We start from the raw sequence: 11,708 nt of genomic DNA on the forward strand, positions 1-11,708 counted from the left end.
ACCGTCCGGCGCGCCTGCCGTTCCTGCGCACTGGTCCGGGGTGACCCGAATGAAGTAGCCGCGAGGGCTAGGGGCGAGTGCGCCGGTTTTCCGTACTCAAGTCCCCGCACAATGCGCAGATGGACCCGGTAACGCTGGTGGCGCTGATCGGAGTAGCGGGGACCGTGATCGCCGCGGTGGCCGGTGTGGTGGGCGCTGTCCGGACGGCGGGGATCAACGCTCGCGCCCAGGCGTCTGTTGAGGACCTGAAGTCGAGGCGTGTCGCTTACAGCGCCTGTGCTGCCGCCCTCCTGGTGCAGCGAGACGCAGCTCGACGACTGATGAGCACCTTGAACGTTCCCGACTTGGACGGGGACAGGGCGAAGCAGCGGGTAGCGCGGGCTCAAGCGCTTCACGACGACATTGGGACGACGGTGGGCGCGGTCGCCGTTGAGGGTCCTGAGGCGGTGACCGATGCCGCGATGAGTGCCGCCGAGCTCCTCAGTGCATGGCTGGACGAACTGGCCTGGTGGCTCGAACTGGGACGGCCTGATCATCAGCGCAAAATCATCGTTGAGCTTAGTGGCCGCGCGGAAGAGAAGGTGGAGCGCTTCACGGCAGCATGCCGTGAAGCGCTGCATCCTGATGATGGCCGCAGACGGCGCCTTGGGCCGCTGAAGCGGCTGAGCCTACGCAGGTACGTCCGTCGGCATGGTGGCCCGTACGGATGGTCCGGCTGGGACTGATGCCGCGCCAGCCGCCCCCGATGCTCCCGCGATGACGGCGGCTAGTCCTGCGTCCACGTGTTCAGTTCACTCTGGCTTCGGGAGTCGGATGGCGACGGCCCTGTCGATCTGCTGGAGGGTCGCCCCGATCTCCTGGATGAGTGGGACGGCAACGTCTGGCTGCGCTTCGACAGCCCGGCGGGCTGCTGCCTTGTTCACCTTCTTCGCAGCTTCCTGGAGTGCGGCAAGGGTGGCGTGCAGGCGCTCGATGTCCTTCGCTGCGAGAGGGCCGGCGTTGCTGTTACTGGGCTCCGGGCTGCGCTCCCCTTTTGGGGAGTCCGTGCCGAGCGAGCTGATGTCGGGGACCGAGTCGTCCTTCTCGCCGCTGCCGGGCTTGTCGTCCGGGGTGTCCAGGAGGCTTCGGACACGACGGCCGATGTCGGCGGCGTCGGCGTCCTTGGGAAGGAACCCGAGACCGTTGACCACTTTTTCGACAATCTCGCCGGTGACGCGGGTCCTGCACCGGGCGATGGTGTCGTAGACCGTGATGGCGACCTTGTCGTTCGTCTGACGGCGCAGCTCGGTCATCTTGCGGACGTGGAACTCCAGCGGCTTGTGACCGAGGTTGGCGAGGGCCTCGCCGACGCGCCATTCGTCGATCAGCCGGTAGAGCTGGGATTCGGAGACCTCCCAGGTGTCCCACACCCATTCGGCGAAGTTGGGGTTCTCCTCGCGGTGCAGCTTGGCGGTGCTCATGGTCTCGAACGACTTGCCCGCGATCCAGAAAGCTGTACGGAGGTTGTCGACTCCGGCCTTGCAGGCTTCGAGATCCTCGCGCTCCTTGTCAGAGAGTTCGTCGTCGCTGTGCGGCTGATACGGGGCCGGGATCAGGGACAGGGCCGTGCCGGGGAGCGGCTTCACGACGACGCTCGCCGCGGCGGCGGTAGCGGGCAGGCCGCCGAACAGGCCGCCGGCCTGAGGCTGCTGTGCTTGTGTGGTGTCGACGTCGAACAGGCCAGCCATCAGGCCACGCTCCCGCAGTGCTCGAAGATCTCAGTGGTCAGTTCCCGCATCTCCTTGGAGAGCGGGGTGATCGTGTCAGGAACTATGTCGGCCCCGGTCGCGCGGCCGGCTCTCACGTCAGCCGGTGTCGCGGACACCGGCAGCAGATCGGCGTACTCGCTGAACAGCAGCCCCTTCTTACGGGCGTTGCGGGCCGGGACTTCGCGGTAGCCGACGATCGTGTCCAGGATCGGGGTGCCCTCGCCGAGCGTCGCGCGGATGTCCTTGCGGACGTCTGCGTGCATGAGGGTGGCCGCACGGTTCGAGCCGTAGAGGAACGCCCCGGCCATCTGGAGGTGGGGGTTCACCTGCTGCTTGACGACCTTGAAGTTCTTGCTGATTCGCTCCATGCCCGAGATGGACGAATCGTCGGAGCGGGTCGGAACGATCAGTGTCCGGGCGCTGCCGAGGACCAGCTGCTCAAGGGAGTCCTGTTCCGGGGCGCTGTCGAAGATGATGCGGTCGTACAGGGGGGCGATCGGCGCGAGGGAGCGGGCGAGGCTGAGGACGACGCCGGCACCTTCCTGCATCATGCGCAGCATCAGCAGGTTCGAGATGTCCGCGACCTGCGGGCCGCCGGGCAGCACGTCAAGGTTGGGGCGGACTTCGCGGATCGGCTGGAGCGGGACGCGGTCGTGGATCGCCCGGTACAGGCCCTGGCCGTCTATGGCGGAAGGTCCCGGCGGGTGGACACCGCGGCCGAAGCGCTTGATGCCGAGGTCGTCGTCGTCCTGGCCCGTCACACAGATGAGGAGGGTGCGGTACCCGGCTTCCGCGGAGTGACCGGCAAGGTGCGCGGCCACGGTGCTCTTGCCGACACCGCCCTTGCCGGTGCCGACAGCGATGCTTTTGTCAGGGGGCTCGATCGCTTGCCCGGCACTCTGGTTCAGCACGAGGTGCCCTTCCTTGTTGCTCATTGTGGACCGCGCCGTGCGCGGCACAAGAGGCATCTTGGCACACCCTCATTCCTTGCCAGCACTGGCTTGCGGGCATCACTCCCCTATTGGGGAGTCCACTCGGACTGCATGATCCATCGAGCGGTGGACGGTGGGGAGTTGACGTTCTCCAGCCCCGGAACCGGGCGCGCCGGTGCTGCTGCCGTGCCCGGCGGGATCGATGGGGCGGGCTGGCGGCTGCACCTAGCTGATCTTGTGCGGCTGGCCGGAGGCAGAGACGGGCCCGGCATTCAAGAGCGGTGCGCATTGAATCCCGATGCTGTCGGCGGTGGACTGCGCTCAGTTCCCGTCCGGCGCAAGGAAGTTGCGCCGCTAACTCCGGTTACGCACACAGTTCGGAGTGCCCGGAGGGGACACCTTTTTTCTGGAGACTGAGGAGATATTCATGCCGTCCACCGACCGCACCCTGATCGTCACGGTGGCTTCGATCGGTGCCGCTGTCGCCGGCGTCACCGTGGTGGTCGCCCCGACCCTCATGCCGGTGCTCGGGATCACGCTGGCGGCGTTCACGGCGCTGATGCTGGTCTTGAAGACGTGAGTGGGCCCGGAACGCAAAAGAGGCCCGTACCCCCGACAAACGCTGTCGGGGGTACGGGCCTCTTCCTTGGTGGTCGTGTGCGTCAGAGCATTCAGGTAACGGGAGCGCCGCGGCCCGGGATGTCCGTGGCTCCCTCCCTGCCGACCGCGGCCGCCAGGAGCGCGAGGGCGTCGGCTTCGTACGGGTCGCAGTAGGCGAGGTGGTCGCTGACGTCGAACACGGCGCCCTTCACGGTGAGCGTGAAGCCGGGCAGGACTGTGTCAGCCTTCCCCTCCAGGTGGGCGCTGAGGCGGTCGACGTCCCGGTCCGTGTGCCGGGCCTGGGTGTAGGGACCGAGGCGCAGCAGGATGTAGCCGCGGTTGTTCTTCCGGCGGGCTTCGACGTGGACGCCGTAGAGCGCCGGTGCCATGCCGACGTCGTCGGGGAGGTCCAGGCCCGCGGCGGCGTGGGTGAGCATCTGGTAGGCCGGATTCCACACTCCGAGGATCGCCTTCGTCTCGCAGCGCAGCCAGCCCTTGCGGGTGTAGCGGTGGGGGTAGGGCGTGTACGGGTAGCCGGGGTGTTCCAGGCAGACGGCGATGAGGTCCGGGCCGTGGTCGTCGCCGGGCCGGGGACGGACGCGCTCGATGAACGGGCCGACCCTGACCGCGGCGTCCTGGTTGCAGCCCGGCGTCCAGGCCTGCGGATTCTTGCGGGCCGCAAGCAACGCACGGAACGCGTCGACGACCGCCTGGTCCTCGGGAGCGAGGGCTTCAGGCGGCGCGTGGCCGCAGCGGCGAAAGAAGGCGCGCTTCATCGGGCGGCCTCCTGTTCGTGGAGGGGTGTGCTCACGTCGGCGGCCGCCGCTTGGCCGGCGCTCCCTTCGAGTTCGGTGTGGCGCTGCTGGAGATGGTCGATGGCCGTGTGGTCGGTCAACGCGGTCTGGATCAGGTCGCGCTGGTATTCCATGCCGGCGAAGAAGCCCGCGTGGTAGCGGCACTGGTCCTGGGCTTCAGCGCAGGCCGGGCAGTCCTCCCAGCCCAGGGCGTCATACGGCGCGGTCTCCGGTCCGGGACGCTCCGATACCTGCCGGTGCACGGCGGGGGAGTATGGACTGCTGTTGGTGAACAGGTCCTCGCGCCAGGTGGGCGGCATCTCGCTGAGGAAGGCGGCCAGGGCGGCCGCGATCTGCGGGTAGTGGTCGTAGAGCGATGACCAAATCCGTGTGGCTTCGGTTTCCGGGTCGAACCGCGGGGCCAGTTCGTGGGCCTCGCGGGTGTAGGTGCGGGTCTTCTCGCGGCGCTCTTCCCAGCCGTTGGTGTCGATCCCGGCCTCGATCGCCGCTCCCAGGATCTGGGGGTCGCTGAGGAACTCGGGGGCCAGCAGCTGCGCGGCCAGGGTTTCGGCTGCGGCCCGGTCGCAGCGGGCGAGCGCGGCCACGGCCTGGTCGGTGAGGAAGGCGCTGCGGCGGGTCCAGATGTCGGCGTTGCTGTACGCGGTGGCCAGCATCCGTGCGCGCAGGCGTGTGAGTTGGGTGGTGCTGTCCGTCATGAAGAGGGTCTCCTTCGAGAAGGTGCTGGCGTCGGCGGGTGCCGGTGTCGTGCTGCGGGGCGGCCGGTGTCGGCGGCCGCCCCGCAGGCATGGCGGTGCCCCGGCCCGCCGAAGCGGGGCCGGGGCACGGGTGGGTGGTGGTCAGCCTGAGAGAGGGACGGGCATGAGGAGGTGGCGCAGCGCGTCCTCGAAGGCTTCGTCGCTGTGCAGCACGGCGAGCCCTGTCCGGGGCCTTCAGATGGTGGTGCTGGTGCGGGCGATGGTGTCGGCGAGGTGCAGCAGCGCCGCGGTGTTGCCGTGGATGGCCGTCGCGATCGCTTCGGCGCCGGCGTCGTTGAGATGGTCGACGTTGAGGCCGTCCATCGCCCGGATCGCCTCCCGGCGGTACTCGCGTGGAGGGGCAGGGAACACGGGGAGTTGACGGCGGGCTGCGGCGATGTCGGCCAGCGAGGTCAGCAGCCCGACCCGTCCGAAGACCGGGCGGTCGTCCTCCCAGTCGGCGGTGTGCAGTTCGACTTCCCTGTCGTCCTCGCTCCACGCCGCGCGCACCTCGTAGTAGGGGTCCCCGTCGAAATCGGCGTCGGTCAGGTGGGCGGGCCGCAACTTGCCGGAGCCGTCGATGCCGGCGGCCGCGATCGGCTCGATGCCAAGGTCGGCGAGGCGCGTGTTGATCAGGTCGGCGTGGCGCCGGGCACGCAGCAGGCCCTGGGCCACGATGTCGATCTGCTGCTCCTGGTGGGCGGCTTCGGCGGCGGCAAGCCAGCCCGGTACGACGGGCTGGTCGGTGGTGGGGCCGGTCATCGGCTGTTCTCCTCAGATGCGTTGGGGTGGCTCGGGGGCCGGGTCAGGCCCCGGAAGGGGCGGACCGTGGTGGATCCGTCGGCGCGGCGGATCGCCACGTTGCGCGGCCCGGCAGCGGGGCGCCGGCCGGGCCACTGGAAGTGCAGCCAGTCGCCGGTGAGTTCGGGGGCGCGACGGGCGCAGTACGGGGTGACGACGGTGACGGGACGGCCGCGTTCGAGGTACACCCGGCCGGTCATGCCACTCACCGGGCGGCCGGGGCAGCGTCGTAGCTCGCGCCGTCCAGGAGCCGTCCGGCTGCCTTCTTGCCCACGCGGCGCATACGGACAGCGTCGGGTGGGGCGAGGGCCTCCCTGCCGTTCCAGGTGCGGCCCTGGGTGTCGATGAGGGTGATGGCGCCGCGGTCGTGTCCGTGGTCCTCGGGGGCGTGTTCTCCCCATTGCTTGAGGAAGAACGGCACTCCTGCCCATGTGCACTGATCACGCAGGTGGCGGGCCCACTGTGGGTGCATGGGGCGTGCCCCGGGTCCGCTCTCTCCTCCCGCGATCACCCAGTCGATGCCGTGGAGGCCGCTCTCGCAGCAGCCGGCGGCGTGGACGTAGGAGGCGGTGAGCCCGTGACCGCGTTCGCTGCCCATGGTGATGACGGCCCGTTTGAGGTTGACGGGCCCCAACAGCGGTTCGCAGGAGAGGAACCGTACGGCGGCCGGGGTTCCCAGCAGGGCGGGGATCCGGATGTCGGCCCATTTCTGGTCTTCGACCGAGACTCCCAGCCACACGTTGGGCAGCGGCTTGCCTCCCAGCATCGCGCCGGCTGCGAGCCAGTCCTCCTGGCAGCGGGCGAAGTGCTCGCGGCCCTGCTGCGCGACGTCGTGCCAGAACGTCGCCCGGGACAGCAGCGCCTTCATGCGCGCGTGCCTCTTGGTGAGGACCTGGTAGGTGTGGCGCGGGGTGAGCGCCATGATCGCGAAGACTTGGGCGATGTACGTGTCGGGGATGTCCTGGTGGAACAGGTCGGACATGGAGTCGAGGAAGATCCGGCGGGGCTTGGTCCAGGTCATCGGCAGCCGCAGGCGTTCGGGGCGCAGGATGATGTCGAAGCCGGCCTCGAAGTGGTGGCCCGGGATGCCGCGCCACCGTTCGGCGAAGGTCGCCGCGTAGCAGTGCGTGCATCCGTCGGAGATCTTCGTACAGCCGGTGACCGGATTCCACGTGCTGTCGGTCCACTCGATGCCGGTGGTGTCAGCCACGGCTCGCCTCCCCGTCGGGTGCGGGGTGGGTGTAGCGGATGGGCTTGCCGATACTGCGGGCGTAGTCGATCTCGCGGCGGGTGCTGTCGCCGATGTAGCCGCCGGGGTTGACCACGAGGACTTCGTCGGCGAGGTCGATCTTCCGCAGGTGCAGGTCGTCCAGGACCTGCTTGAGGCGGTCCGCTTTGGCGGCGGTGTCCCACAGGGGGTGCTGCTCTTTGAGGTTGCAGCCGGGGGCGAGGACGATCCGGCCGGCCACGGTCTCGTACAGGGCGGCTTCGGTGAACTGCTCCCAGAATCGGGTCGATCCGCACAGGACAACGATCGACGGGCGGGAGACGGTGGTGTGGGCGGTGTGGTGACGCATGGGTCCCTTCCTGGACGTGGTGAAGCCCGGGGCGGCCCGCGCGGTGGCGGCCGCCCCGGGCGGGGCGGGTTGGGGTCAGCGGGTGAGACGGACGGGCATGAGCGCGTAGCGCAGGCCCTGTTCGTCGCTGGATGGCCGGCTTGAACGCTGGAGGTGAAGTGGAAGTCGACGGCTTCAGCAGACTCGGTGGTGGGCCAGGACGACAGTGGTGCGTAGGGGCAGGAAAGCGTCATCGCCGGGGGTGGGTCCGGTCGGCTGTTCCTTGTGGGTCAAACGACCGGCACGCTCAGCGACCGGGCCGGGCTACGGTGCTCGTCGTACGGGGCTGACACCGGCCATGGCGGTCGCGCATGACCTCACTTGCAGGGCGACCCTCGCCTGATGTGGCGTCAACTTGAGGCGCTGCACGACTGACGAAGTTCCCTGCACGGACGACACAGTCCCAAGCCCACGATGATCCTAAGGTCCCTGGACGAGGCCAGAGCGAGGGGTCTAACACACCCGCATCACGAGCCTTGTCCAGGCCATCCCCTGCCTGCATCACGCCAGCTCAGACCAAGGATGGAAAGGCTCACCGCGCGCCTGTCACCAGGGCCAACTCCCCATCCACGAGAGGAATTTCCATGAGTATCCGCTCGATCCGACGAGTCAAGGGCGTTATGACAATCGGCGCCCTCACCGCCAGCCTCCTTGGAGGCTCCGCAGTCTTCGCTTCCCCAGCAGCTGCTGCCTATGCCGGGCACTGCAATGTCAATCAGGTGACATCGGTCGGTGTCACCCCCGGCTACTCCATCACTCGGCCGGCTTACATGCCTGAAGGCAGCTACAGCAGAACGGCCAACTGTTGGATGGATTACGGCAGCAGGGGATTCGGCGTGGAGTGGCTCCAGTTCACGCTCAACTCCTGCTATGGGTTCAACCTCGCGACGGACGGCGAGTTCGGGTCGAACACTCGCAGTGCCCTTGCGTCCGCCCAGCAGCAAGAGCGCATCACCGCTGACGGCATATACGGCACTCAAAGTCGTGAGTACTTGAAGTTTCCGCGATACCGGGAGATCAACGGTGACCGCAGCGGCTGCGAGTCGGTCAACTGACGCGTAGAACCATGGGGAGCTCGCCTCTTGCCCTTCTCGGAGTGTGCGGGCGGGATGGTGCTGCGGGGCGGCCGGAGCCGGTGTCCACGGCCGCCCCGCAGACGTCAGGGGCCGGTCGGTCAGCCGGTGAGCCGGACGGGCATGAGCGCGTAGCGCAGGCCCTGGTCGTCGCTGCCGTGGCCGCGCAGGATGGCCGGCTTGACGCTGGAGGTGAAGTGGAAATCGACGGCCTCAGCAGCCTCTGTGGTGAGGGCGTTGAGGCCGTCGATGAGGAAGCCCGGGTTGAAGGCGATGTTCAGGTCGCCGCCTTCGAGGGCGGTGGTCACGTTGTCGACGGCCTGGGCTTCGTCGCTGGTCCCGGCCTCCAGCACGAGAGTGCCGTCGGTGGTGAAGGTCAGCCGCACCGGGGTGTTCCCGGTGGCGACCAGGGCGACGCGCTGGACGGCCTCCTTGAGCGGGGCGATGTCCACCGTGGCGGTGTGAGCAAACTCGGAGGGGAACAGCGCACTGTAGGCGGGCAGGGAGCCTTCGAGGCCGCGCAGGGTGGTGGTGTGGTGGGCGTCGCGCAGGGTGAACAGGCCGCTGGCGCCGGGGGTCCCGGCCAGCGTCAGGTCCAGGGTGGCGGCTTCGGCAGCTGCCTTGGCGGCGTCCAGGAGGTCCTTGCCGGGGGCGAGGGCGGTGTGGTCGGCGTCCAGGTTGCAGTGTTTCCAGCTGATGGTGCGCACGGCGAACCGGTAGCGGTCGGTAGCGGTGAGCGTGAGGGTGCCGGCGTCCTGGTCGTGGCCAAGCGAGATTCCGGCGAGGGACGGAACCGCGGTGTCGTTGCTGGCCGCGCAGGCGACCTGGCTGACGGCTTCGGCGAACGTCCCGCCGGACAGCGTCCCAGAGGCGGGTCCGGGCTGGGGGAGCTGCGGGTATTCCTCGATCGGCAGGGTGGGCAGCGTGAAGCGGGCACTGCCCGCCGACAGGATCAGGCGGGGCCCGGCAAGTTCGAACTGCACGACGCCGCGGACGCGGGCGGCGATGTCGGCGAGCAGCCGACCCGACACGAGAGCGCGGCCGGGCTCGGCAACGGTGGCGGCGACGGTGATGTCGGTGGAGGTCTCGTAGTCGAAGCCGCTGATGCGCAGCGTGTCCTCGGCAGCGTCCAGGAGCAGACCGGCCAGCACGGGGACGGGCGGCCGGGCGGGCAGGCTTTGAGCGGCGTAGCTGACGGCGGCGGCAAGGTCGGTGTGGTCGACGGTGAACTGCACGAAGGGGTCCTGTTCTGTGTCGATGGTCGGGAAACGGTCCGGGCGGGACCGCCTGGTTGCAGGCGGCCCCGCCCGGGCCGTGGGGGTGCAGAAGGAGGGGAGTGCGTCAGGGCGTGTGGTGCGGGTCGTCGTCGGGTCGCATCCAGCACCACTGCTCCAACTCGTAGGCGGACAGCGCGCACAGCGGGATCTGGAGGCGCTGTCCGTACGGGTCTTCGACGGTGAGCTGGTCGGTGTCCCTACGGACGATGACCAGCAGTGCGGGGGCCGGGTCGGTGACGTCGGGACGCAGTGCCCATCCCTGGCCGGGCTCTGCCAGCAGCCACGGGTCCCCGGCGAGGACGCCCTCGCAGACGACCCGGTACGCGACGGTCTCCGGCAGCAGATCGTCCGTCATCAGCTCGCGGACCAGAGGCTGGATGACCCGGGCGGCGCGCTTGGGCCCGATGAGACGGTCAACGATGGACTGCATGCTCGGGGTCCTTCCTCGAGGGCGGCATGTGCTCAGTGGTCGACGGGAGGCGGGGCGAGGGGATCTCGCCGCGCTCGACTGCCTGCACGGCAGGGCCGGTTGGTGCGGGCTGGGGGAGTTGGAGGCGCCGCGCGAGGGCGTGGCGGGCGGACAGGTCGTGGGTGGGGTCGTGGATGAACGCGGCGACTACGGCCATCTGGCCGCGCAGGCGTTGCAGTTCGTCCTCGGCAATGCGTAAGAGCTTCGGGGGTGTCGTGTGTGTGGCAGTCACGCGCCGGCCCCCTGTGCCGTGTACGGGGCGGTCAGTCGGCCGCTCAGGTGCGGGTTGGCGTCGGTGATCTGGCGCAGCAGCTTCGGGGTGGGGCGCCACAGGCGCTGTGCGCCGCGGGCGGGGACCGGCGTCGTCAGCCGCTGCACCCGCGCGAGCTCCCAGTGGAAGCAGCCGGGATCGGACCAGAACGTGCACGGCCCGTCGTCGTCGTGGATGCCGGTGAGGTCGGCGACGGCGACCACCGCCCCGCGCACCGGCTCGTAGTTGTCGTCCAGCCTCGCGCGTACATAGGGCAGAGTCGTGGCCCGGAGGTCGACTTCGGCTCCGGCGTGGATGAGCAGGGTGCCGCGCCAGTGCGTGGACCAGACGCGGTTCTCGATCCGCTTGGCGACCCGGTCGTCCTCGATGGCGATCAGGTCCGACCAGGGCGGCCGGATGGTCAGGCAGCGCAGCGGAGTGCGGTCGTGGTCGGGCACGGTCTTGGGCCGGTTGGAGGCCGTGGCGAGCAGTTGGAGGTTGTGGTGCTGCTGCTGGGAGGTCAGCGGCCGTGCCCCGGCCGGGGTGCGGGTGCGGAAGTAGGTGCCGGTGGGGATGGCTTCGCGGGACAGCCGGGTGAGCAGTGGGCTGTCCGCGACGGGGGCAGCGCTCAGGTGGGACGCCATACTGGGGTCCTCCCTCTCGTCTCGTACGGGATGGATGGGCCCGGGGCAGCCGACTAGCCGCCAAGCACAGGCGGCTGTCCCAGGGCGGAACTTGAGGTCGAAGTCGCTGGAGTTGGTCCAGCTGGAGGGGCTCCTCCAGCCGCTGTACTGTCCCGGTCCCTGCGGGAGCCGGCCGGGACAACGCAGAGTGCGCTCAACTCACGGACGGTTCAGCGAGCTCGGAAGCCAGGTGGACGGTGCCGAAGCCTTCGGCGAGCAGCTGCTCGCGGGTGGGCGTCAGCTCATGGAGTTCGCGTACGACGTGCGGCGGAACAACCCGGTCGCGGGCGGTGTTCTGTGTCTCCACCGTGGCGAGCGGGACGTCGAACAGGACTGCTGTGGTGGGGCGTTGCCAGTAGCGGGCGCGGGCCAGTAGTCCGGCTCTCACGTGCGCCATGACGTTGGTGGAGTCGAGAATCGTGCAGAGGTTCCGGGCCAGCCGCGCGTCCAGGAGCAGGTTCTGGATCTTGGCTGCGACCGGGGTTGCGGTCTGGTCGGCCTCGGAGTCGGTCGCGGCCAGCCGGTAAAGATCGAGGCAGATGCGCCAGCTGGCGGGGTACCGGGCGGCGAAGGTCGACTTGCCGCAGCCGGGCGGGCCGACCAGGGCGCACACGGTGCCGGCGGGCAGGGTCAGCGGTTGCATCGGGTCCTTTCAGTGGAAGGGGCCCCGGCCGTGCCTGCACGGCGGCGGGCACGGCGCTCGGGGCGGG

The 11,708-nt window shown here is 69.3% G+C and carries 16 protein-coding genes; 4 read left to right on the top strand and 12 right to left on the bottom strand.

Going from position 1 to position 11,708, the window contains the following annotated elements:
• Nucleotides 1-119: 119 nt before the first annotated feature.
• Nucleotides 120-725, top strand: a complete 606-nt coding sequence (locus tag QF035_RS00085) for a hypothetical protein (RefSeq protein WP_307517284.1) — start codon at nucleotides 120-122, stop codon at nucleotides 723-725.
• Nucleotides 726-791: 66 nt separating this feature from the next.
• Here QF035_RS00085 and QF035_RS00090 read toward each other — a convergent pair whose 3' ends face one another.
• Both QF035_RS00090 and QF035_RS00095 read right to left on the bottom strand, forming a co-directional pair.
• Entirely contained in the window at nucleotides 792-1,727 is a 936-nt protein-coding gene (locus tag QF035_RS00090) for a hypothetical protein (RefSeq protein ID WP_307517286.1), read from the bottom strand.
• Nucleotides 1,727-2,659 carry a ParA family protein gene (locus QF035_RS00095; RefSeq protein WP_307517287.1) on the bottom strand — a complete coding sequence of 311 codons (933 nt, stop codon included), beginning with the start codon at nucleotides 2,657-2,659 and terminating at the stop codon, nucleotides 1,727-1,729. The genes QF035_RS00090 and QF035_RS00095 overlap by 1 nt, the downstream gene beginning before the upstream one ends.
• A gap of 448 nt (nucleotides 2,660-3,107) precedes the next feature.
• Between QF035_RS00095 and QF035_RS00100 the strand changes: the two genes are divergently transcribed.
• Nucleotides 3,108-3,260, top strand: a complete 153-nt coding sequence (locus QF035_RS00100; protein ID WP_307517288.1) for a hypothetical protein — start codon at nucleotides 3,108-3,110, stop codon at nucleotides 3,258-3,260.
• A 91-nt stretch (nucleotides 3,261-3,351) separates the two neighbouring features.
• On the opposite strand, the gene QF035_RS00105 is transcribed toward QF035_RS00100, so the two are convergent.
• The 6 genes from QF035_RS00105 to QF035_RS00130 all read right to left on the bottom strand — a co-directional run bounded on the left by QF035_RS00105 (nucleotide 3,352) and on the right by QF035_RS00130 (nucleotide 7,207).
• Nucleotides 3,352-4,056: a hypothetical protein gene (locus tag QF035_RS00105; RefSeq protein WP_307517289.1), complete on the bottom strand. Its 705-nt coding sequence runs from the start codon at nucleotides 4,054-4,056 to the stop codon at nucleotides 3,352-3,354.
• Nucleotides 4,053-4,790: a hypothetical protein gene (locus QF035_RS00110; RefSeq protein ID WP_307517290.1), complete on the bottom strand. Its 738-nt coding sequence runs from the start codon at nucleotides 4,788-4,790 to the stop codon at nucleotides 4,053-4,055. Before QF035_RS00110 ends, QF035_RS00105 begins: the two co-directional genes overlap by 4 nt.
• Nucleotides 4,791-5,024: 234 nt before the next feature.
• Nucleotides 5,025-5,591, bottom strand: a complete 567-nt coding sequence (locus tag QF035_RS00115) for a hypothetical protein (protein ID WP_307517291.1) — start codon at nucleotides 5,589-5,591, stop codon at nucleotides 5,025-5,027.
• Nucleotides 5,588-5,830: a hypothetical protein gene (locus tag QF035_RS00120; protein WP_307517293.1), complete on the bottom strand. Its 243-nt coding sequence runs from the start codon at nucleotides 5,828-5,830 to the stop codon at nucleotides 5,588-5,590. Before QF035_RS00120 ends, QF035_RS00115 begins: the two co-directional genes overlap by 4 nt.
• Nucleotides 5,831-5,835: 5 nt before the next feature.
• Nucleotides 5,836-6,840 (bottom strand): DUF5131 family protein, encoded by a 1,005-nt coding sequence (locus tag QF035_RS00125; protein WP_307517295.1) that lies wholly within the window; start codon nucleotides 6,838-6,840, stop codon nucleotides 5,836-5,838.
• Nucleotides 6,833-7,207, bottom strand: a complete 375-nt coding sequence (locus tag QF035_RS00130) for a hypothetical protein (protein WP_307517296.1) — start codon at nucleotides 7,205-7,207, stop codon at nucleotides 6,833-6,835. The genes QF035_RS00125 and QF035_RS00130 overlap by 8 nt, the downstream gene beginning before the upstream one ends.
• A 623-nt stretch (nucleotides 7,208-7,830) precedes the next feature.
• Here QF035_RS00130 and QF035_RS00135 point away from each other — a divergent pair.
• A complete protein-coding gene (locus QF035_RS00135) occupies nucleotides 7,831-8,301 on the top strand; it encodes a peptidoglycan-binding domain-containing protein (RefSeq protein ID WP_307517297.1) in 471 nt (156 codons plus the stop codon).
• A 119-nt stretch (nucleotides 8,302-8,420) separates the two neighbouring features.
• On the opposite strand, the gene dnaN is transcribed toward QF035_RS00135, so the two are convergent.
• On the bottom strand, nucleotides 8,421-9,554 hold the full coding sequence (gene dnaN, locus QF035_RS00140; RefSeq protein ID WP_307517299.1) for a DNA polymerase III subunit beta: 1,134 nt from the start codon (nucleotides 9,552-9,554) through the stop codon (nucleotides 8,421-8,423).
• A 106-nt stretch (nucleotides 9,555-9,660) separates the two neighbouring features.
• On the bottom strand, nucleotides 9,661-10,026 hold the full coding sequence (locus QF035_RS00145; protein ID WP_307517301.1) for a hypothetical protein: 366 nt from the start codon (nucleotides 10,024-10,026) through the stop codon (nucleotides 9,661-9,663).
• On the opposite strand from QF035_RS00145, the gene QF035_RS00150 reads away from it, so the two are divergent.
• A complete protein-coding gene (locus QF035_RS00150) occupies nucleotides 10,025-10,264 on the top strand; it encodes a hypothetical protein (RefSeq protein ID WP_307517302.1) in 240 nt (79 codons plus the stop codon). The genes QF035_RS00145 and QF035_RS00150 overlap by 2 nt on opposite strands.
• A gap of 29 nt (nucleotides 10,265-10,293) precedes the next feature.
• Here QF035_RS00150 and QF035_RS00155 read toward each other — a convergent pair whose 3' ends face one another.
• Both QF035_RS00155 and QF035_RS00160 read right to left on the bottom strand, forming a co-directional pair.
• Nucleotides 10,294-10,959, bottom strand: a complete 666-nt coding sequence (locus QF035_RS00155) for a hypothetical protein (RefSeq protein WP_307517303.1) — start codon at nucleotides 10,957-10,959, stop codon at nucleotides 10,294-10,296.
• A 193-nt stretch (nucleotides 10,960-11,152) separates the two neighbouring features.
• Nucleotides 11,153-11,641 carry an ATP-binding protein gene (locus QF035_RS00160; protein ID WP_307517304.1) on the bottom strand — a complete coding sequence of 163 codons (489 nt, stop codon included), beginning with the start codon at nucleotides 11,639-11,641 and terminating at the stop codon, nucleotides 11,153-11,155.
• Nucleotides 11,642-11,708: the final 67 nt, after the last annotated feature.

Origin of the sequence: Streptomyces umbrinus, from assembly GCF_030817415.1 — a bacterium.
Taxonomy (GTDB): Bacteria; Actinomycetota; Actinomycetes; order Streptomycetales; family Streptomycetaceae; genus Streptomyces; species Streptomyces umbrinus_A.